The organism is Aeromonas sp. 603404 (assembly GCF_049171775.1).
Lineage (GTDB): Bacteria > Pseudomonadota > Gammaproteobacteria > Enterobacterales > Aeromonadaceae > Aeromonas > Aeromonas veronii_A.
This window is the reverse complement of record NZ_JAAKPE010000015.1, coordinates 38512-58539: the sequence shown is the minus strand read 5'-3', so window position 1 is coordinate 58539 and position 20028 is coordinate 38512. Positions and strand designations below refer to the sequence as shown.

20 protein-coding genes are annotated in these 20028 nt (G+C 55.9%); 2 read left to right on the top strand and 18 right to left on the bottom strand.

The genetic code is table 11. The annotated features are described in order from the left end of the window. Window positions 1-4 precede the first annotated feature (4 nt). From deoA to G5306_RS17410, 5 genes are all read right to left on the bottom strand, one after another. Window positions 5-1336 carry a thymidine phosphorylase gene (deoA, locus tag G5306_RS17430; RefSeq protein WP_005358033.1) on the bottom strand — a complete coding sequence of 444 codons (1332 nt, stop codon included), beginning with the start codon at window positions 1334-1336 and terminating at the stop codon, window positions 5-7. 109 nt (window positions 1337-1445) lie between these two features. After that, complete coding sequence (gene deoC, locus G5306_RS17425) at window positions 1446-2219, bottom strand: deoxyribose-phosphate aldolase (RefSeq protein WP_005340468.1); 774 nt, start codon at window positions 2217-2219, stop codon at window positions 1446-1448. Window positions 2220-2643: 424 nt separating this feature from the next. Then, entirely contained in the window at window positions 2644-2814 is a 171-nt protein-coding gene (locus G5306_RS17420) for a XapX domain-containing protein (RefSeq protein ID WP_005340467.1), read from the bottom strand. A gap of 125 nt (window positions 2815-2939) precedes the next feature. Further along, window positions 2940-4214, bottom strand: coding sequence for a NupC/NupG family nucleoside CNT transporter (locus G5306_RS17415; RefSeq protein WP_019445565.1), 1275 nt, complete (start codon window positions 4212-4214; stop codon window positions 2940-2942). A gap of 216 nt (window positions 4215-4430) precedes the next feature. Further along, window positions 4431-5210 carry a TatD family hydrolase gene (locus G5306_RS17410; RefSeq protein WP_421313294.1) on the bottom strand — a complete coding sequence of 260 codons (780 nt, stop codon included), beginning with the start codon at window positions 5208-5210 and terminating at the stop codon, window positions 4431-4433. Between the two features lie 41 nt (window positions 5211-5251). Between G5306_RS17410 and G5306_RS17405 the strand changes: the two genes are divergently transcribed. Next, window positions 5252-5869, top strand: coding sequence for a type II secretion system protein (locus G5306_RS17405; RefSeq protein WP_421172251.1), 618 nt, complete (start codon window positions 5252-5254; stop codon window positions 5867-5869). Between the two features lie 324 nt (window positions 5870-6193). Here the strand turns inward: G5306_RS17405 and luxS are convergent, their stop codons facing one another. The 8 genes from luxS to G5306_RS17365 form a co-directional block, all read right to left on the bottom strand. Then, entirely contained in the window at window positions 6194-6703 is a 510-nt protein-coding gene (luxS, locus tag G5306_RS17400; RefSeq protein WP_005340462.1) for an S-ribosylhomocysteine lyase, read from the bottom strand. A gap of 18 nt (window positions 6704-6721) precedes the next feature. Next, on the bottom strand, window positions 6722-7324 hold the full coding sequence (locus G5306_RS17395) for a transglycosylase SLT domain-containing protein (RefSeq protein ID WP_042030721.1): 603 nt from the start codon (window positions 7322-7324) through the stop codon (window positions 6722-6724). A 50-nt stretch (window positions 7325-7374) separates the two neighbouring features. Next, complete coding sequence (gene glnB, locus G5306_RS17390) at window positions 7375-7713, bottom strand: nitrogen regulatory protein P-II (RefSeq protein ID WP_005308848.1); 339 nt, start codon at window positions 7711-7713, stop codon at window positions 7375-7377. Between the two features lie 9 nt (window positions 7714-7722). Next, the gene (locus tag G5306_RS17385; protein WP_421313292.1) at window positions 7723-9345 is read right to left on the bottom strand and encodes an NAD+ synthase; all 1623 of its coding nucleotides are present in this window, start codon (window positions 9343-9345) and stop codon (window positions 7723-7725) included. Window positions 9346-9418: 73 nt separating this feature from the next. Beyond that, the gene (locus G5306_RS17380; RefSeq protein ID WP_421313291.1) at window positions 9419-11527 is read right to left on the bottom strand and encodes a type IV pilus modification PilV family protein; all 2109 of its coding nucleotides are present in this window, start codon (window positions 11525-11527) and stop codon (window positions 9419-9421) included. An 8-nt stretch (window positions 11528-11535) separates the two neighbouring features. Continuing rightward, the gene (locus G5306_RS17375) at window positions 11536-12642 is read right to left on the bottom strand and encodes a PilX N-terminal domain-containing pilus assembly protein (RefSeq protein WP_216952861.1); all 1107 of its coding nucleotides are present in this window, start codon (window positions 12640-12642) and stop codon (window positions 11536-11538) included. A 4-nt stretch (window positions 12643-12646) separates the two neighbouring features. Then, on the bottom strand, window positions 12647-13234 hold the full coding sequence (locus G5306_RS17370) for a PilW family protein (protein ID WP_216954532.1): 588 nt from the start codon (window positions 13232-13234) through the stop codon (window positions 12647-12649). 20 nt (window positions 13235-13254) lie between these two features. Then, window positions 13255-13806 carry a GspH/FimT family pseudopilin gene (locus tag G5306_RS17365; RefSeq protein ID WP_266134750.1) on the bottom strand — a complete coding sequence of 184 codons (552 nt, stop codon included), beginning with the start codon at window positions 13804-13806 and terminating at the stop codon, window positions 13255-13257. A 95-nt stretch (window positions 13807-13901) separates the two neighbouring features. On the opposite strand from G5306_RS17365, the gene G5306_RS17360 reads away from it, so the two are divergent. Further along, the gene (locus tag G5306_RS17360) at window positions 13902-14291 is read left to right on the top strand and encodes a type IV pilin protein (protein WP_100654566.1); all 390 of its coding nucleotides are present in this window, start codon (window positions 13902-13904) and stop codon (window positions 14289-14291) included. Between the two features lie 3 nt (window positions 14292-14294). On the opposite strand, the gene tppA is transcribed toward G5306_RS17360, so the two are convergent. From tppA to pilV, 5 genes are read right to left on the bottom strand one after another with little or no spacing between them, the layout of a single operon-like run. After that, window positions 14295-14696, bottom strand: coding sequence for a type IVa pilus pseudopilin TppA (gene tppA / locus G5306_RS17355; protein ID WP_100654567.1), 402 nt, complete (start codon window positions 14694-14696; stop codon window positions 14295-14297). A gap of 8 nt (window positions 14697-14704) precedes the next feature. Next, complete coding sequence (locus G5306_RS17350; RefSeq protein ID WP_421313290.1) at window positions 14705-18025, bottom strand: pilus assembly protein; 3321 nt, start codon at window positions 18023-18025, stop codon at window positions 14705-14707. Window positions 18026-18035: 10 nt separating this feature from the next. Beyond that, window positions 18036-18512: a pilus assembly PilX family protein gene (locus tag G5306_RS17345; protein WP_123173790.1), complete on the bottom strand. Its 477-nt coding sequence runs from the start codon at window positions 18510-18512 to the stop codon at window positions 18036-18038. Window positions 18513-18523: 11 nt separating this feature from the next. Further along, complete coding sequence (locus G5306_RS17340; RefSeq protein WP_123173791.1) at window positions 18524-19624, bottom strand: PilW family protein; 1101 nt, start codon at window positions 19622-19624, stop codon at window positions 18524-18526. Next, a complete protein-coding gene (pilV, locus tag G5306_RS17335; RefSeq protein WP_421231203.1) occupies window positions 19621-20016 on the bottom strand; it encodes a type IV pilus modification protein PilV in 396 nt (131 codons plus the stop codon). Before pilV ends, G5306_RS17340 begins: the two co-directional genes overlap by 4 nt. Window positions 20017-20028 lie beyond the last annotated feature (12 nt).

Here is a 20028-nt window from a genome sequence, read left to right as displayed (position 1 = left end):
CTTGTTACAAATCGGCCAAGGTGATACGGCGGTACACTTCAGGCAGTGCTTCCGGCCGCTCGCCACCAATCCGAACAGCCGCCTGCACCATGCTGGCAGCCTGAGCATATTGCTCTTCAGTCTGAGCGTGGATCATCGCGATCGGCTTGTCAGCATCAACACTTTGACCCAGGCGGATAAAGTCGGTCAGACCGACCGCATAATCAAGTTTGTCACCGGCAGCGCGGCGACCACCGCCCATCGCCACCACGGCCAGACCCAGCTCGCGTGTATCCATGGCGGTCACGAAACCGCTGTTGGCCGCGAAGACCGGGCGCACGATGGCAGCCTTGGGCAAGTAAGCGTCATAACGCTCCATGAAATCGGCCGGGCCACCGAGACCAGTCACCATGCGACCGAAGATCTCGGCTGCCTTGCCGTTATCCAGCACCGCCTGCAGCTTGGTGCGGGCATCGCGCTCGTCGCTGGCAAGACCGGCAGAGATCAGCATCTCGGCGCACAGCGCCATGGTCACTTCGTGGATCCGCGGGTTGCGGTATTCACCTGTCAGGTAACGCACCGCTTCACGTACTTCCACCGCGTTACCGGCGCTGGAGGCCAGCACCTGGTTCATATCGGTCAAAAGCGCAGAGGTGCGGCAACCGGCACCGTTGGCCACGGCCACAATGCTCTTGGCCAGCTCTTCGGAGGCTTCGAAGGTTGGCATAAAGGCGCCGGAGCCCACTTTCACATCCATCACCAGCGCTTCGAGCCCGGAGGCGAGCTTCTTGGAGAGGATGGATCCGGTGATCATGGCGATGGATTCGACGGTTGCAGTAATGTCACGTACTGCATAGATACGCTTGTCAGCAGGGGCAAGATCGCCGGTCTGGCCGATGATGGCCACGCCCGCCTCTTTCACCACTTTCAGGAAACGGTCGTTGTCGACCGAGGTCTGGTAGCCGGGAATGGCATCCAGCTTGTCGAGGGTACCGCCGGTATGGCCCAGACCACGACCGGAGATCATCGGCACGAAACCGCCGCAGGCAGCGACCATCGGGCCAAGCATCAGGGAGACAACGTCACCCACCCCGCCGGTGGAGTGCTTGTCGACAATCGGGCCACCCAGATTGAGGTGATCCCAGGTCAATACCATGCCGGAGTCGCGCATGGCGCAGGTCAGGGCAACCCGCTCATCCATGGTCATGTCTTTGAAGTAGACCGCCATCGCCAGCGCGGCAATCTGCCCCTCACCGATGGTGTTGTTGGTAATGCCCTGAACGAAGAATTGAATTTCTTGGGTACTGAGCGCTTCACCGTTGCGCTTCTTGCGAATAATTTCTTGAGGCAAAAACATCTTTCATTCCCTCCGCCATTGCTGGCGTTACACAAGCCTGAATCTTTGCCCGCACACCGCATGGTGGGGGCTAACAGGGCGGACAGCTATCCGCCCTCTCATCGACCTATTAGTAACCGCTGGTGTTGGCCGGCTTGTCGCCATGCCCCAAAGTGGCCAGCAGACTGGCCAGCAGGCTGGATGCACCAAAGCGGAAGGTACGGGCGGATACCCAGTCGTTGCCGAGGATCTCTTCGGCCATGGCCAGGTACTGACCGGCAACGGCGGCGTCTTTCACGCCACCAGCTGGCTTGAAGCCGACTTTCGGATTCTTGGCCTTGATCACTTCCATCATGATGCGTGCCGCTTCTGGGGTCGCATTGACCGGCACCTTGCCGGTGGAGGTCTTGATGAAGTCGGCACCGGCATCGATACAGATCTCGGAAGCGCGACGGATCAGCGCCTCTTCTTTCAGCTCGCCGGTTTCGATGATCACTTTCAGCAGCACGTTGGCACCACAGGCCTCTTTACAGGCTTTGACCAGATCAAAACCAATCTGTTCATTGCCGGCCATGAAGGCACGGTACGGGAACACCACGTCCACTTCATCAGCACCGTAGGCGACAGCGGCACGGGTCTCGGCCACGGCGATCTCGATGTCGTCGTTGCCGTGCGGGAAGTTGGTCACGGTCGCAATGCGTACGTCGGCAGCGCCGATCTCACGCAGGGTCTTGCGAGCGATAGGGATAAAACGGGGGTAGATGCAGACGGCGGCGGTCAGGCCAGCCGGTGACTTGGCCTTATGGCACAGGTCGATCACCTTCTGATCGGTGTCGTCATCGTTCAGGGTGGTCAGGTCCATCAGGTTCAGAGCGCGCTGAGCGGCCACTTTCAGATCAGTCATTCTGTTCTCCAAAGTCTCGATTTAATCCAGATAACCGGGCACCACCATACCATCCAGCGATGGATGCACAGGCAGTAATCCCCAGCTATACGGGAATGGAATTACAGTGCGAAGGCACCGGCACTATCGGGATGCTATTCAAAACACCCTGCAGGCACTGCGACTGTAAATAAGGCAAGAGCCCTGTCACTTTCTTACAAAAGTGCGGACTTGGTTCCATGAAGACTTGAGAAAGGCCGACAGCATCTGACCCGACTTCCCAATCAATTCCATTTGACCGCCAACACCCGATTTCATCGAGTATTAGTCATTGCCAGCACCCTGCTGGCAACGCCTATTTCAGCCGAGATCCCCCCTGTTTGCAAGCCAGATTTGCCAATTTCAGAGGTACCTCACATCTGGCAAATCCAGGTCTATAAAAGCCTTACGAAAAGAAACGAGTCAGGATCCAGGAGTAGGCCAATCCCCCCAGATAGACCCCGACGATCCCCATTACCCCGGACAAAACGGGAGGCGCAGGGATTGGCAATTTGAGGAAAGAAAACAACAAACCAACTATAAAGCCGGCCACCATCGCCAGTAGCACTTCATTCATATAACCTCCGATTTGACTCATTTTATTATTAGTTTAGATAGGAAAACGGTTGTCACCGCTCCATACGCGAACGCCACGGCAGATGCCGTGGCGTTCGTGTTTATACCCTGTCAGTCAGGCGGCGATTACATGCCGGACAGTGCCAGGAAGAAGCCTGCGATAGTGGCAGACATCAGGTTGGACAGAGAGCCAGCCAGTACGGCTTTCAGACCAAAGCGTGCAATGGTGCCGCGGCGGTTCGGCGCCATGGACCCCAGACCACCCAGCAGGATGGCGACAGAGGAGAGGTTGGCAAAACCACACAGCGCGAAGGAGATGATCGCCTTGGTGTGATCGGACATGGCCACACCGTTGATCAGCACTTCGTCTTTCAGGTACGGAGCGAAGTTCAGGTAAGCCACGAACTCGTTCACTACCAGCTTCTGACCGATGAAGGAACCAGCAACCACTGCTTCATTCCAAGGAACACCGATCAGGAAGGCCAGCGGGGAGAAGATCCAGCCCAACAGCAGTTCCAGAGAGAGTTGCGGATAACCGAACCAGCCACCAACACCGGAGAAGATGCCGTTGATCATGGCGATCAGACCGATGAAGGCCAGCAGCATGGCCCCGACGTTCAGGGCCAGTTGCATACCGGCAGAGGCGCCAGCAGCAGCAGCGTCAATGACGTTGGCAGGCTTGTCATCCAGCTCGGCATCGGCAGAGCTTTCGTCGTAGTTCGGGGTCTCGGTCTCGGGAACCAGCAGCTTGGCGAACAGCAGACCACCCGGTGCAGCCATGAAGGAGGCAGCAATCAGGTACTCCATCTTCACGCCCATGGAGGCGTAGCCGGCCAGTACGGAACCGGCAACGGAAGCCAGACCACCACACATGACGGCGAACAGCTCGGAGTCAGTCATCTTGGAGATGTAGGGACGAACCACCAGCGGCGCTTCGGTCTGACCGACGAAGATGTTGGCAGTTGCAGAGAGGGATTCGGTGCGGGAAGTACCCAGCACTTTCTGCAGGCCGCCACCCAGCAACTTGATGACCATCTGCATGATGCCCAGGTAGTAGAGCACTGCAATCAGGGAAGAGAAGAAGATGATGACCGGCAGAACACGGAAGGCAAAGACAAAGCCGCCGCCACCGAACACTTCAAACATCTTGTTGCTGACCAGACCGCCAAACAGGAAGTCGATCCCGTTCTGGCCGTAGCTGATCACGCTGGATACCGCGTCGGACACGCCGACCAGGATATCGCGACCAACCGGAACATAGAGAACAAACGCCCCCAGACCGGCTTGAATAGCGAACGCACCGACAACGGTACGCACGTTGATTGCCTTGCGATTGCTGGAGAACAGCACCGCGATAAGGACGAGCGTCGCCATCCCTACCAGACCCATGAACAAATTCATTATTATCTTCCTCTAGTAGCACCTGGCTTGTTAGCGAGTTGTTATTAAACCCAACTAATCAAGGGGAGCGCATTATACTAATTAAAGTCCGATAAAATAGAATGCTGGTCACATTTTATCGTTATCAAAATGTCCAAGTGTCACAAAATTAGACAGCAAACGATTTTTACGCTCATTTTTTTTCCTGACAACTAAATCAGGTGTTGCGAATTTGTTTCATGGCCATTGGTCGTGATGGAAAATATGCCGGGCAGTTTCAAATAACACCTTGGCAACATCTGCCGATGGTTCATCCCGCAAGGTCATCAATATTTCCGCTATTTTTGGCAGCGCTTCCGGTGTATTTCGGGAGCCTTGTGCGCCTTGCAACGGCATATCTGGCGAATCGGTTTCCAGCACCAGAGCCTCGAGCGGCATAGCCCGAAATACCTCTCGCGTCTTGTTCGCCCGTTCAAAACTGATCACCCCGCCCACCCCGAGTCGAAAGCCCAGTTGCCAGAAGGCCTCCGCCTGCTGCAACGAACCGCTGAAAGCATGGATCACCCCGCCACGAGGCAGCTTGAAGCGGCGCAACAGCTTGGCCACAGTGTCATTGGCGCGCACCGAGTGGATCATCAGGGGGAGCCCGGCATCTGCAGCCAGCCGGATCTGAGCCTCAAACAGCGCAAGCTGCCCCTCCTGCGGCACGTGAGAACGGAGGTCCAGCCCGCACTCACCAATGGCCACCAGCCTGGCAGGTTGACTCATCACCAACGCTCGCAGCCGTTCCATCACCCCCTCCCGCTGCTCACCGGTATACCAGGGATGAATGCCCAAACCATAAAAAAGTCCGTCATGCTGATCTGCCAGTGCCATCACACGAGTCCAGTTATCCTCTGCGATGGCAGGAATGATATACTGCGTCACCCCTAATGCCCGGCAACGGGCCAGCAGCGCCTCCCTGTCCTGGTCGAACACCGGAAAGTCGAGATGGCAATGGGTATCTATCAGCTGCATATCACTCACACCTGTTTGCGGTATTTAATGGGTCATTGAACATGATGAACAACAGAAACAACGGCTTTACCCTGATTGAACTGGTGTTGGTGATCATAGTGCTGGGGATCCTGGCCGTCACCGCCCTGCCACGCTTTATCAATATCAAGGATGATGCCCTGAAAAGCACGGTCTCGGCGACTGCTGGCAGCTTTGCCAGTGCAGTTCAACTGGCAAATGCCGGCTGGTCGGTGAAAGTGAAGGGGGAGTCTATCGGGCTCTACAACTTGAGTAGCTTTGGCAAAGGCGATCTTGATATTAATCGCTATGGTTGGCCTGTAGGTACGAAAGAGGACTATAACCAAGCGCCAGATACAACATTTCCACCTGGCTCTAACGAAAACCAGATCTCTGTTAACAACGAAGATGACTGCAAGCTACTCTTCACTGGATTACTTGATACAGAGCAGACTGTTCCTGACTTAGACAATAACAACACTGAAACTGACTATAGTTCCGAACTTATTATTGCAGATGACCAAACTGAGATCGGAGGGTTAGAGCATCACAACTGCCGCTATATCCTGCGTGATTCTATCGGCCGCTTCCCGGATCACCCCAACGGCCTCGGCTTCGAGTACAACAGTGTTACCGGTGCCGTGACCCGCAATTTTGATTGAGCTCAGCCTCTTCTGCGCAAGCTCGCTCTTTGCTTGAGTCCTCATTATAACGAACCGGTGTGCAGCAGCGCCGGTTCTCCTGAGTGAGCCCCCACTCCTCGCACCACGCATCGTAACGGGCCAGCCAACGCAGCAATACCCCTTTCATCGTCACACCTCCGCCAACAGGTTCAGGTCAAAAACCATCCTAATCAGAGTCGACAAGGGGAGCAAGCCATCCCAATTTTTGCGGTCGGTTGAGATAGAAAGAGCCGGTCAGCATGGCTGACCGGCTCTTTTAAGATTCCCTGAAGAGGTTATCAGATGAGCGATAGCTCATCCGCCTCAAAGGCTCTTCAGTTTCTCTTCCGGCAGAGCCAACTCGTCGTTGTGGTTAACACCGATGCCACGCTCCAGCACATGACGGGCGATGGCGTGCGCTTCTTCCAGCGAGTGCATGCTGTAGGTGCCGCACTGATACTCGTTCAGCTCGGGGATCTTGGCCTGATCCTGCACGGTCAGCACGTCGCTCATGGCCGCCTGCCAGGCTGCGCCAACACGGGCTTCGTCCGGCGCGCCGATCAGGCTCATGTAGAAGCCGGTACGGCAACCCATGGGGGAGATATCGATGATCTCCACGCCGTTGCCGTTCAGGTGATCACGCATAAAACCGGCGAACAGGTGCTCCAGCGTATGGATACCGCGCTCGGAGAGGATCTCCTGGTTCGGCACACAGAAACGCAGGTCGAACACGGTAATGGTGTCCTTGTTCGGGGTCTGCATAGTCTTGGCCACACGCACCGCTGGCGCTTCCATACGGGTGTGGTCAACGGTAAAACTGTCCAATAACGGCATTTCTGACTCCTGATTGGGTTACCAGAACCAGCCCCCGCGGGAGAGCTGATCCTTGCATTGTCGATACTGGGCGCCGTAGCGCTGGGCGCGAGCCTCTACCTTGCGCGAGGTTTTCATCAACCACCCCTTGCTGCGATAGCTGCCACGCCGGTAGCCACCCCACCCTTCGTGATAGTTGAGGTACTGGCCATAGGCATCCCACTTGGAGGTGCCATTGAGCCGCTGGGCCTTGTTAGTGTACCAGCCCATAAAATCGATGGCGTCGGCAAAGTCATCGCGATCGCTCCAGCTATTGCCGGTCTCTCGCTGGTAATCAGCCCAGGTCTCGTCTTTCACCTGAGCGTAGCCATAAGCCGAGCTCGCCCGCCCGGTCGGAATAAAGAGGAAATACTCCATCGGCGGCTGGGCGTCGTGTACGAAGGAGGACTCCTGATACATCATGGCCATCACCACATGGATCGGCGTCCCCCACTTCTCGTTCATCTTGAGCGCGGCCTTGTGCCACTCCGGCTTCTCGCGAAAGATCTGGCACAGGTTTTCCGGCTGAGCCGGCGGGCGGGTACTGCACGCAGTGAGTACTGCCAGCAGGCCTGCCACCGCCACGATGCGCTTTCGGGACATCAGAGCAGAACTTGATTTGCTCTCCTGAACATAACGAGGCAAAAACGACATCAGATAGCGTCTTCGTTCTCTTCGCCGGTACGGATACGAATGACGCGCTCCACCTCGCAAACGAAGATCTTGCCGTCACCAATCTTGCCGGTGCGGGCGGTGTTCTGGATCGCTTCCAGACAAGCATCGAGATCCTCATCCTGCACCACCAGCTCCACCTTCACTTTCGGCAGGAAGTCGACCATATATTCGGCGCCGCGATAGAGCTCGGTATGGCCCTTCTGGCGGCCGAAGCCTTTGACTTCGGATACGGTCATGCCGTTGATGCCGATCTCTGCCAGGGCCTCGCGCACATCGTCCAGCTTGAACGGTTTGATGATGGCTTCAATCTTCTTCATGGTGACTCCTTACCAGTTCTGTTTGCCGAACCCGGATGTAATGGGGTAACGGCGATCCTTACCAAAGTTGCGAGCCGTAATGCGGGGCCCGACCGCCGCCTGACGGCGCTTGTATTCGTTGAGATCCACCAGTCGGATCACCTTGCGTACCACAGCTTCCTCGAAGCCCTCCGCCACCATGTCGGCCACGGACGCATCCTCTTCCACATAACGCTTGAGGATGGCATCGAGGATGTCGTATGGCGGCAGACTGTCCTGATCCACCTGATCCGGCGCCAACTCTGCTGAAGGGGGGCGGTCGATAACCCGCTGCGGGATCACATAGTCGACCGAGTTGCGATATTCGCACAACTTGAAGACCAGCGTCTTGGGCACATCTTTCAGCACGTCAAAACCGCCAGCCATGTCACCGTACAGCGTGGCATAGCCAACAGCCATTTCACTCTTGTTGCCAGTGGTCAGCACGATACGACGACGTTTGTTGGAGAGCGCCATCAGCAGCACGCCGCGGCAGCGGGCCTGCAGATTCTCTTCGGTCGTATCGCGAGCGGTACCTTCAAACAACGGCGCCAGCTGGGTCATAAATCCTTCGAACATCGGCTCGATGGAGATGATGTTGAACTCAACCCCCATCCGCTCAGCCTGCTCCTTGGCATCTTCCACACTCATCTGGGCGGTGTAGCGGAACGGCATCATCACCGCTTGCACCTTGTCGGCCCCGATGGCATCGGCCGCGATGGCCAACGTCAGCGCCGAGTCGATGCCGCCGGATAGGCCCAGCACAGCGCCGTGGAAGCCGTTTTTGGTAACGTAGTCGCGCACTGCCAGCACCAACGCCTTATAGGTCTCGGCCAACGGCTCCAGCGGTGCAGCGGGTTCCCGCGCCTTCACTGGCTGGCCATCGGCAAAACGTACCAGCGCCAGCTCTTCGGCAAACGGGGCCAGCTTGTGAGTCAACTCGCCCTGGCTGCTGAACACCTTGGAGCAGCCGTCGAAAATCAGCTCGTCCTGACCGCAGACCTGATTGAGGTAGACCAGCGGCAGACCGGTCTGATCGCAGCGCTCGGCCATCAGCTCGCGGCGGATCCAGGGTTTTTCCTGATCATAGGGCGAGGCGTTGATGGTGAGCAGCAGCTCGGCCCCCGCAGCCTTGGCGGCCAGCGCCGGGCCAGGCTGCCACAGGTCTTCGCAGATGAGTAGACCCAGATTGTGACCACGGAAGGGAACCACACAAGTCTCGGCCGCGGCGGTGAAGTAGCGCTTCTCGTCGAATACCCCGTAGTTGGGCAGGTCCTGCTTGAAGTAACGGGCAATCAACTTGCCTCGCTCATAGAGGGAGGCTGCGTTATAAAGAGCCTTACCTTCACGCCAGGGATGCCCGACCAAAATGGCGCAGTTGCCCTGCCATTCGGCAATGCGAGCCAGCGCGGCATCGACCCGCATCATCAGATCGGCGCGCAGCAGCAGATCTTCCGGTGGATAACCGGTCAGGGCCAGCTCGGAGCAGACCAGCAGATCGGCACCTTGCTGCTCGGCCTGAGCCGCCGCAGCGAGCACTTTGTCAGTGTTATCTTCGATGGCGCCTACCGTCAGATTCAACTGGGCAAGCATCAGAGAGAGGGCTTTTGCCATGGCGATGCATCTTGTATTCGAAAATGATGGGGAATGATAAAGAAAAGGCGCTGGCTGTGCCAGCGCCCCGGATTCAAGGGGTACAACTTAGATTGGCCGCATTGGTTACACCATTATCCACCAGCAGGGCACAAGGACCACTAATCACCTGACCGTTGGCGGGTGGCGTCATGGCGATGCTGAGGGAAGCTGGTTTCAACAAGTAAGTTTTATTTCCCTGTGCACTGTAGGAGAAGTTCACCACCAAGCTACTATTTTGCGCTGCCGTACAGACATAGGTAGCCGGCTGGTTGTTAGCCTGGGGTTTATCAATACGGCAAGTAGCCCCCGTAGTTGTGGTACTGACATTCAAGCCACCGAAGGTATTTTTGCTGCAAGATACTGGCGCAGTATTGTTGCCATTCCCCTGCTCAAGACACTCGATCCGTCCCGATACCGTGAGAGTTGGCACAGTCTGGGAGCTGGTATCGATCGAGATAGGCATGGTGGCGACCTTGGCCTCACTTCGATCTACCGGTGAGATAAGTGAAGCTGTGATCCCCGAGTTACCTTGGTAGGCCGTCACCTTGATCGATGCACTTTGCAACACGTTGGATGCATCCTTGGTGCTCTTCTTGGCGGACAAATAACCACGGCTGTAGCTACCAAAATAATAGCTGCCAAGATCAACGACTGTCTTGACAGGCTCGTTGGTCACACCGACATAGTCAGAGGCACTGCCAGTCAACTGGCCACTCAATGGCACCAAGCTCCACTCCGCCAGCATGGTCAGATTGATATCCTGAAACGGAACCTTGGCCAACAGATCCTGAGAGGTCAGATCGAGCTTCGAGAGACTGTCCGGCGAGAGCAGATCCACGTAGATACCTCTAGCAATCAACTGGGCGGTCCCCGTATTCATGGTGATCTTGGTGCTGGTATCTCCCCCTGTCGCAGCATTGGCAGGCAACCAATCCGCAAATTCGGTGATCGTCGGCGGCGTGGCCGTGGGGTTTGCGGTCCAGTTGAGGGTGTTTTTCTGCCAGGTGATGTAGGTAGTAACTACGTACTTGATGTAGTTCTGATAGCTGGTCTGGTTTGCGGGCTTGGCAAGAAAATCAGCGCTGGTCACGACAACTTTGATCAGGTTCCAGTCAGGCAGCGGGCGATAGTAACCATCAAGTCTGACAAAGCGGCAGGCATCCACATAATCGCCACTATTGACCGATGAGAGGCCACTGTTGTAACGCAGTCGACTGGTATTGAGTGGAGCGTAAAACTGTTCGAAACTGCTGCCGCTGCCATCGAAATGATCCTTGCAGCAACTGGTGCAGAGACTCGGCTGATCTCTGACACTGCTGTTGAGTACCCCGGTCTGCTTGGTAACCTGGGAGCCCACATTCCAGTACAACAGGTTGCTGCTGGTCAAAATGGCCTTACCGGGCAGGTAGGCATTGACACTCGAGCCATAACTGCAGGAACAGGAGACCGATGCCAGATCCTGCAGCACCTGTTGAGTATTGCCACCATTGTCTGGCTTATAGGTAACAGTCTCGAATTGCACCAGTTTGCCAACAGAACCATCCTTGGAGGTCACGGTGGGCAATGGCTTGCTGGTCTCTTGCTTGCGCCCTTCCTGGTCAATCTGGATGGAAATGACATCGGGCGCGACCCCGGGGGTATAAACCACATGGGGCGGTTCACGACTGGTATCCAACCCCCCGTTAAACTGATTCTGGGTTAATGACTCAACAGGCGATACCGCACCGGAAAGCAACAAGGAATGGGACTGCCCGACGCTGTCGCTCCAACTGACAGTGACATTGACCAACTTTCGGCCAGGATAGGCATGCAAATAACCCGCCGGGATAGCCGTCTGCCAGCCAGAGCCATTCCAGTACTGATTGCTGACGCTCCAACTAAGGGCATAAGTACCACCGCCATCAGGAGGTGTTGCCGAACTGGAACCTGCCGCGATACTGTTATAAGCAGTAAGCGGTGAAACCGCGCTTACCACTCCATTGAAGGTACGAAACGCATCCAGTTTTGACTCCGCCAGACGCATGGCTACCTCATAACGGCGGCTATCCTGGGAGGTATTGAGCAACGAACGAGACATAGCCACCAGTCCTGCGACCCCCACTCCCAGCAGAACCAGGGTGATCAAAATCTCTAACAGCCCAAATCCCTTGTGCGGTTTCATACATGCTCCTACCAGTCGCGCCAGCTACCAGGCACCAGATTGATGCTCTGAAACGCAGCTCCATTTTCGATATTGCTCAACACCGCCTGATCATACTTGGCATCAAAGGTGCCGTTAGCCGTTTTGCCCAGTTGATAGTTGGCCACCACGGCACCGTTGACGATAGCCCCCCCCTTCAAGCTGATATCAGTAGTCGCCGTAGCAGGCGTGGATGAATAGGCAAACACCAGCCCATAGAGGGTAGCGCTCCCATTGACCATCAGATTGCCATTGCGAACGATGAGTACCACGGGCGCAGCAACCGAGCCGATAGACCCACCCGGTTTGCAGTCTCCATCGACGATAATCAGGCCGCTTGAGGCGGTCGAGAGCGAGTCGCAATTATTCAACCGTTGTACTGCTCGTGACTCCAGATTGGCCCACCCCGTAGCGTCATCATTCTCGTTAAACAGATACCAGACCAGGTCTGTGGGGAATGCCGTATCATTATCTTTGATGTCCGACTGCTTATCACCCTTCTGGCTAATGTAGGTACTACACCCGCCGCTGTAGTCTCCCTGGTGGCAAGTCTGACCAGAACCATTGGTCAAATCCACATTGCCATTCGTCCAGACAGATAACGGAACCCCTGGCCCCCCACCGTTAGGGTTGGCCACCACAGTGAAGTTGCCGGATACTGCCATACCACCGGCAACTGTCAGGGGGGCTGCGGGAGTGCCGGCCAACACGCTTATCTTGATGGCCTTCACCTCAACCTCTGCATTGGCGGTACTGTCCACCAGGGTTGCCATAGTGCGCACTTTAACCGGAACTACGTTCGCCCCACCGACAATCACGGTCGGTTCATCCAGAGCCCACAGGGTATAATTGCCAGCCGAAACAGTGATAGATATACCGCTACTGGGGGTGCGCCAAGCTGCATCCTGCGCAAGCCGTCCGACCCCATCCGAGAGACCCAGCTCGGCCAGTGCCAACGCCTGCCGGTACTGTACTTCATTAAGACTGACACGACGGTCAGCAACCATCAGCTTGCCCACCAGCAAAGAGATGCCAAGCAGGATCACAATAAGCAGCAGCGTAATAGTGAATGTGGTAAAGCCAAGATAACGTTTCATGGCATCAATACCCGTCGTTACGCAGCTTGATATCACGCTGCAAGGTGAGTTTAAGTGCACTATTTGCCTTTAACTGACCCGATATGGCCAAGCGCACCGTTCTCGCGCCAGCCGACGCACTGCTTCCAAGCAGCGAAAAAGTGAGGTCAGTCACCTCAATGGTGTCATCGGTACTGAGTAAATTCCCCGTGCTGCAACTGGTACCGAGCTGCACCCCTTTGTCGGTACTGTCGTAGCTGTAAATAAAGATCTCATTGGCACCGAGGGTTCCATTGTTATCATCATCGTATTTCAGCCGGATACAGCGATAAATCTTGGAACCAGTGATCGTCTCATTCATCAGGTCGCTGCCAGTATCAAAATAGAAGGGGGATCTGGAGCCTGATGCAGCATTGAGAAACACAGTAGCTCCCTGATCGTAACCAGTTCGCTGTACATCACGGGCAATCATGTCCGTGATACTTTGCAGCTCCTGATTTAGACGACTTACCTGCATCGATGTTTGATTGGCCTTGAGAATAGTGGCGAACAAGGATGTTACGGCTGCGACCAAAAACAGACCTGCGACCATGGCCACCATTAACTCGACGATGTTAAAGCCTCGTGCCAGACCTAATCGCATGGAGAGCTCCCCGTGACTGGCTCGGTTCTCACTCGCCCATTTGTGGCAATAATAACCCTGTGCTCAGAGGTCCCGTTCTTCAGACAAATAGAACCATTGCCCAAACCGCCACTGCCGTGAAGATCTTTGAATGAGCCTCTACGGTTATTGATTTCAAGAGCATTTTCAGAACCGGATAATTCATAGTTTGTCGTCAGAGTAATGCCGTTAAACTCGCTGGCATCAACGCCCTTGCGACCTTCAATAACAGAACATGAATCCGAGCAGCTATTACATGCCGAATCAAGAGCGATGCGATAGCACCAATTGGCCTGCCCCGCATTGAATATCTTGAAGATTATCGGCTTATTACGTTTGATAGCCTCAGACTTGAGCAGCATGATATCCGTGTAAACGGCTTGGGTAGCCGCCTTGACCATCTGCTCCTGGCGCAATGACTGATAACTGGGGATGGCTACGGTTAGCAGCAGGGCGACCAGAGCCATGGCGATCATCAATTCAATCATGGTAAAACCGGCTGAGCGCCCCTCTGCGAATTCCATTGGCTAAAGACTCCTTTCTTTTCGCACATGCCAGTAGAGTATGATGTCAGTACTATCCTATAGTATCTATCTGTTTAACGAACCCTGCCGCGCCCATGAGAATCAAACAATCCGGAATCACCCTGCTGGAATTGATGGTGGTCGTTGCCATCGTTGCCATCATTGCCGCTGTCGCCTACCCGAGCTTTACTGACGGTCTGCGTAAATCTCGTCGAGCCGATGCCATCAAGGGCTTGCTGACCATGCAGCTCAAACAAGAAGAATTTCGCATCTCCAATGCCAGTTACAGCAGTGCGATAGCCAGTGTGGGCAACCCAACCAGCGATTACTACACCTTTAGCATTTCTGGCGCCAGCGCCACCGCCTACACACTAGTGGCCACCAGCAAGGGGGCCCAGGTCGGCGACAAGGCCGGCAATACGGCCTGTGATACCCTGACTATCAACAAGGCCGACATCAAGACGCCTGCCGAGTGCTGGAACTGAACGCTACCAGCATTCGGTGGCTGTCATGGTGGCTCGTGATACCCCCTGCAGTCCGCTCTGATCGAGAGTCAACAATCCACAGGGATCGCCATTCATCACACCTGTCGGAATGGCGGTCAGGGTATAACGGGCCCCACTGGCATTGAGCGCTACATTGTAATACGCAGCCCCCCCATCCCTCGGCAGGGTCGCCAAGCCGGCAGAGGCTAGGTTACCGGCGTCGTAATTGCCATTGGCAGTAAACTCCCGCTCCAGATATTGCGCCGCTTCCAGCAACACTGCCTTGGCTTCGGCCCGCTTGGCAGCCGCCATGTAGTTGTTGTAACTGGGATACGCGATCGCGGCCAGAATGGCGACCACTGCGACCACTATCATCAACTCAATCAGGGTAAAACCACGTTCCATGCCAACCTCTACTCCAGTTGCAACCAGGACTGGCGGCCACCCAGATCGCCTGCCCCCTCTTCCAGCGTGACCGAGATATTTCCGCTGGAGCCGCTGATATATTTGCGCTCCATCTCGGCATCTTCCACTACGCTTGGCGTCGTGGTGAGCTCATCAAATTGCTTGCCGCTGACCGGCACCTTGATGTCATTACCAGAATCATCCTTGATCGCGACGTAGTCATCATCGTTGACAGCCCCGTCGCCGTTAACGTCGAACACCGAGTAGGTGAGTCTGGCCCCCGAGATGGGATCCAGCTCCATCAACCAAGAGCGGCCACCAAAGTCACAGGCATCCGCCGACGGGATCAAAGTATTGAAGATCAGTCGCTTATGCCGATAGAGCATCTCGGAGACGGCCCGCTCACCGACCCCCTTGCTCAAGCTTGGCGATTTCAATAGCAGATACCAACCCTTTTGGCTGGTGTAATTGACATTCCGGTTGGAGACAACCCTCACGTTGAACTTGATAGTGGTGCCGTTGGCCACAAACTCATGGGTGATGATCTGCTGCAACAGCTGGCTACTGAGCACGGTAGCCCCCGTATCCCAGATACCGTACACCGCTTCCAGCCTCGGCGTGGCGGGAACCAGTTTGTCATCATTGGTAAAATAACTGCCAGTCCCCATCATCACCATAACCCCCCCTTTAGGGTGCCGAATAGCCAAAGGACGCATGGTGATCGGCTGACGCGTACCGGCACTGCAGCTGCCATTACAGGCCTGGAACAGCGGCTTGGGCTTGTTGCCCGTTTTCAAAGCACTTCCCCACTGGGCACTGTTTCTGTCAGTCAGATCGAATTTCCACAGATTGCCGTGCAGGTCACCGGCATAGACATAGTCGACAACCCTGTCCCCGTCTTGATCTACCGGCAAGGGGGAAGATAGACCGTTGGGCTCGCTGGAAGACCCTACCTCGGTATCAATCTCTTTGATGATGGCGCCAGTCGCCAGATCCAGCACAAAAAGCCTCGCAGTCTGACTGGTGCTGTTGTAACCATTCGCAACCAGAGCAACCCATTTGTTGTCGGCTTTGACACGTACCAGAGTGGGTGCCGCCAGTGCAACCCCCATTTCGCTATCGGTGAACTCCCACAGCATCTTGTCGGCGGTGAAGTTATCCGGGGCCGTCACATCGATGGCAAATACCGCCTTGCCACCGGCACCGGTGGATCCCAGCAAGATGCTCTTCCAGCGACTGCCCAGATAGGCATCGCCTACCCTGGGCGTCCCATCCACATAGTAGCGATGGCTGTAATTCGGTCTGGTCAACTGATTCAGCTCGCCCAGCAGGCTGGACGGGATATAGGCCAGTCGCTCGACACCGTCGGCGACTCGAAATCCGTGCAGCATACCGTCATTGGCACCGACATAGAGCATGGGTGGGCGCCGGGTAATCGCCGTCGAGCTTAGAAAAGCTTGGTAACCCTCCCGCTCGGTCTGGGTCAGACCGGCTGCACTGCTGTAACCGTAATCACGCTTGCCCACGTAGACGGGATCAGAATTGATGATGTCGCCGAGCAGATCACTACGATTACGAAACGCACCACCATTGCGCTGCTCACCACTGCGATCACCGCGCAGATAGGCGACACGGCTTTCTCCCTGGTTGTCACCAGCGACATTGAATAGAGCCCGGTTGGTCACATTCAGCGTATCCCAACGAAAGGGGATGCCGACACCATCTTGCCGGGTGAAGATATTGCGTGCCGAAGGCTCGGGGATCAAGGTAGCGGCATCCCAAGCGATCTCCCCAAGGGTGCCATCGCTGTTCAGCGGGATCGAGACCAGTTGCCCCGACCAGTCGCCGCTGTTGTAGCGGGCCTGGTAGATGTGGGTATTGCTGTCCAGCCGGGTTGCGTTGGCGGTCACTGAACTGGCTGAGCTGTTACGGGCGGCAATCTGTGCCAGCGTACTGCTCAGGGCTGCGGCGAAGGTATCGGGATCTGCCGCGCTGAAAAAGCTCCCCTTGCTGTTGACAGCCGCATGCCACAGATCGTCGATCTTGAACTCATCGGAATCATAAGGATTCGGCCAACTGCCCGGGATACCGTTGGCAGGATTGAGCGACCCGTTGACCCCGAGTCCGACGGTAAAGTTGACCAGATGCTGCCAGTTGGCAGGATCCGCCGTGCTGGCCGGCACCTTGTCGGCCAAATCGGCACGCAGGTCGGTTTTCCAGTATTTGAAGGCCACGTCCGCCAAGGTGTTCTTGATGCCATCCAGGTCCTGATCGCCGACCGAGGGCGAATCCCCGTTCCAGTAACCATCAGTCATCAGGATGTTGTAGCTCTGGCGGCAAGTCAGATGAGGAAGCGTGCTGCCGGCACGGGCAGACCAAGGGCCATTATTGTCACTGCGGGAAAAATACTCCCCTACCTCTTTCAGACCGGTACGCAGCGGTGTCCCCTTCGCCAAAATATCGCGGCCATACAGTTCATTGAAAAATGCGCTTCTGTCGGTACCCGAAAAAGGGGTGACACCACGAATAACACTATCCTTGGCATTGATGGTGGCAAAGCCGACCCGAATTCCCTCTCCCTGACTGGCAAAAGCTCGTCCCACGCCTGCCCGAGCAGCCAAAATCCGCGAGCGGTAATAGGTATACCAGTTGGCAAAATTCTGGATCTCTTCGTCATAGCTACAAACGGGAGCGTTTTTGCAGTCACTGCGATTGGAACGGTCACCATATGTTTTGCCAGACTGAATTTCCACTCGGGTATAGCTGTTTGCCAGCTTCACATTACCGCTACCCTTATAGTCGAAATAGACAGCCGGCCAGAAACTCTCGTCACGGTTGAAATAATAAGGAGAAAAATCAGTGTAATAGATGGCCCACCAAGCCCGATTAGTTTCAGTCAGGTTGCGACAACCGGCCGCCGTCTTCATAGGGTTGTGAGGGGCACAGGTCACTTTGGCATTGGCCATCAAGGAGCCATCCGCATTGGCCCAGGGACGATAGGTCAGCTGCGGGTTGTAATAGAGCTTGTTGTTATGGCTGGAGCGCACGTAGGCATTGCGGGCGTTGTCGCTGGCAAAGGTGATCGTATAGTTGTCGTAATCATCACTCCCGTAGACTTGGCTAGCGCGTGGATAGACATAACGCGCATCGTTCTCGATCAAGGACTCGGGCATGATCTCGAAATGCATCGAACCCGAATCATCCAGGGTAAACATGATATTGGGATCGGCCCGGGTGCCGAGATAGAGGGGAACCTGGGCAATATCGAGCGCCGCCTGTGCCGAAGCACAGCAGAGCATCACTGAAAGGCCAAAACCAAGTTTGCCCATACACCGCCTCCTAGCGACTATAGGTCGATTGCAACAGCACCCGGCTCTCGTCAGAGAGACCAAATCCCCTTGCAGTAATACGATATAGACGACGCTCACTGATGGGCTCATCGACTGCCAGATCCTCGCTCCCCCCCTGGGTATAGGGCAACCGTTCGATAAAGTATTCGGGAGCGCGCCCCGCCAGACCACTGTTGGTATAGGTACGCCAGGCGGTCGAAGGGGAGGCAGGATCCACCGCGGTGTCGATAAATTCATACAGGCCCGCGCTGTTGTCATAGGGACCCGAGTTGCCAGCCTCGATATAGCGCTCGGCAGCGCGCAGGCCCGCTTCTGCCGCCTGCAATGCCTGCAGTGCCTCTTTCTGGTTACCCGCCATCTTCTCTTGCAACTGCGCCCCACGCATGCTGGCCATACCCAGCAGGCTCACCATGACCAGAAAAATCAGGCTGATCACCAGCGCCATCCCCTGCTGTCGATCCATCATGACTGGGCTCCTCAAGGTAGCCGGTTGCGCAGCGCAACTGTGGTTTCGGCGACCCAGTACCAGTTGCGATCGGTCGCCCGGAAGGTGGCTCCGGCAAAGCTAAGGGCCTGCGGAGACGACACCACATTGCCTTGGTTACTGCGCATAAGAAGCTGTACTCCAATCCCCAGTACATTGTTCCAGTTTGGATTGCTGGCGGCGCTCACATAGCGATCTGCCGCCCGATCCCGGTTCTGATCCTCGCCGAATGTAAGTTGCATATTGGCCACCCCTTCGATAAGGGGCATACCTGCAGCCACCCCGTTCTTGCGATAAAGCGCGTAGGGGCTGCTGGCAGAGGGGCGGGCGATATAGTAGAGACGGGTTTCCACCCTGTTCACGACCGAGCCAAGACCGAATCGCTCCTCGGGTGGGCTGCTGGCCCCCCCCCAGGAACTGCTGGCATTGCCTGGCGTATATTTGTTGTCATTGGAGTGGACGATATTGACCTCACGCCCCCCTGCCACGCCCTGTACTTTGGTGACCTGAAATATTCTGGCCTTCTGACAGTCGGAGACCATGACAATATCTCCCTCGCACAGATCGCTATAACCCTGTGCGCCGGAACCACAATAGTCGGCCTTGCTGGATAGCTGCTGCACAAACAGCTGGGCGGCACTGTTATGATTATCACGACTGAGCGGAACCCCAACCCCAACCGGCCCCTGAACCAACAGGATATCGCTACCCGGCATGGGTCTGGGCTCGGAACCGCTGAACAAAGCAGACAGCTCGGCTGGCAAAGTGGACGTCACATTGTCGTAACCACGCAAAAAGGTGGTGAAGTTGTAGGGCAGTGCCGTACTGTTATTGAGGGTATTGGTGATATTGACCCCCTGTTTGCTGAGACACCCCTGATAGCCCACCATACGCAGCTCTTTTTGCAGCAGATTGGTGGCAAATCCGCTATCTTCCCGCACCCGGGCAATGGCCTCGCCAGTGAGATAGGTTTTGTGATTGCCGAGAAACACCTGAATCATGACCCCCACCGTTATCAGCGAGAGCACCAAGGCGATCATCACCTCGACCAAGCCGATCCCGTGCTGGTGTAGCGGCAAACCGCTCCTGCTCATAGGTCCGTCCTCAGGATCATGCTGCGCGACGCAGGATCAGTCGACAGCCGACTGCTATCCCACTGAATAGTGATGGTGGCCCTTCCGGCACTGACCGATACGGCGCCATCGCCACCTGGTAGCTCGGCTACGACCCGCTTCCAGTGTTGCAGATCCTGAACCGCCATAGAGCTACCCGAGACAGTTTCGCCCAAGTCGATATTGTATTGCCCGTTCAGAGCCGCGCTGCGATTAGCCCGCATCATGTCGTTGATCATGTATGCATACTGGGTCGCCTCGGTACGCATCAGCGCCGACTGGTTACTCTTGAGAGCCTGCAGTTGCAGAGTCGCCATGCCCAGAATACCGATGGAGAGCACCAGTACCGAGATCATGATTTCAAGCAGTGACAAACCCCGTTCTCG

Bases quoted from the DNA above. Each gene is read 5' to 3' on its own strand.
- deoA (WP_005358033.1), bottom strand. From the start codon at position 1,336: ATGTTTTTGCCTCAAGAAATTATTCGCAAGAAGCGCAACGGTGAAGCG.
- deoC (WP_005340468.1), bottom strand. From the start codon at position 2,219: ATGACTGATCTGAAAGTGGCCGCTCAGCGCGCTCTGAACCTGATGGAC.
- G5306_RS17420 (WP_005340467.1), bottom strand. From the start codon at position 2,814: ATGAATGAAGTGCTACTGGCGATGGTGGCCGGCTTTATAGTTGGTTTG.
- G5306_RS17415 (WP_019445565.1), bottom strand. From the start codon at position 4,214: ATGAATTTGTTCATGGGTCTGGTAGGGATGGCGACGCTCGTCCTTATC.
- G5306_RS17410 (WP_421313294.1), bottom strand. From the start codon at position 5,210: ATGCAGCTGATAGATACCCATTGCCATCTCGACTTTCCGGTGTTCGAC.
- G5306_RS17405 (WP_421172251.1), top strand. From the start codon at position 5,252: ATGATGAACAACAGAAACAACGGCTTTACCCTGATTGAACTGGTGTTG.
- luxS (WP_005340462.1), bottom strand. From the start codon at position 6,703: ATGCCGTTATTGGACAGTTTTACCGTTGACCACACCCGTATGGAAGCG.
- G5306_RS17395 (WP_042030721.1), bottom strand. From the start codon at position 7,324: ATGTCCCGAAAGCGCATCGTGGCGGTGGCAGGCCTGCTGGCAGTACTC.
- glnB (WP_005308848.1), bottom strand. From the start codon at position 7,713: ATGAAGAAGATTGAAGCCATCATCAAACCGTTCAAGCTGGACGATGTG.
- G5306_RS17385 (WP_421313292.1), bottom strand. From the start codon at position 9,345: ATGGCAAAAGCCCTCTCTCTGATGCTTGCCCAGTTGAATCTGACGGTA.
- G5306_RS17380 (WP_421313291.1), bottom strand. From the start codon at position 11,527: ATGAAACCGCACAAGGGATTTGGGCTGTTAGAGATTTTGATCACCCTG.
- G5306_RS17375 (WP_216952861.1), bottom strand. From the start codon at position 12,642: ATGAAACGTTATCTTGGCTTTACCACATTCACTATTACGCTGCTGCTT.
- G5306_RS17365 (WP_266134750.1), bottom strand. From the start codon at position 13,806: ATGGAATTCGCAGAGGGGCGCTCAGCCGGTTTTACCATGATTGAATTG.
- G5306_RS17360 (WP_100654566.1), top strand. From the start codon at position 13,902: ATGAGAATCAAACAATCCGGAATCACCCTGCTGGAATTGATGGTGGTC.
- tppA (WP_100654567.1), bottom strand. From the start codon at position 14,696: ATGGAACGTGGTTTTACCCTGATTGAGTTGATGATAGTGGTCGCAGTG.
- G5306_RS17350 (WP_421313290.1), bottom strand. From the start codon at position 18,025: ATGGGCAAACTTGGTTTTGGCCTTTCAGTGATGCTCTGCTGTGCTTCG.
- G5306_RS17345 (WP_123173790.1), bottom strand. From the start codon at position 18,512: ATGATGGATCGACAGCAGGGGATGGCGCTGGTGATCAGCCTGATTTTT.
- G5306_RS17340 (WP_123173791.1), bottom strand. From the start codon at position 19,624: ATGAGCAGGAGCGGTTTGCCGCTACACCAGCACGGGATCGGCTTGGTC.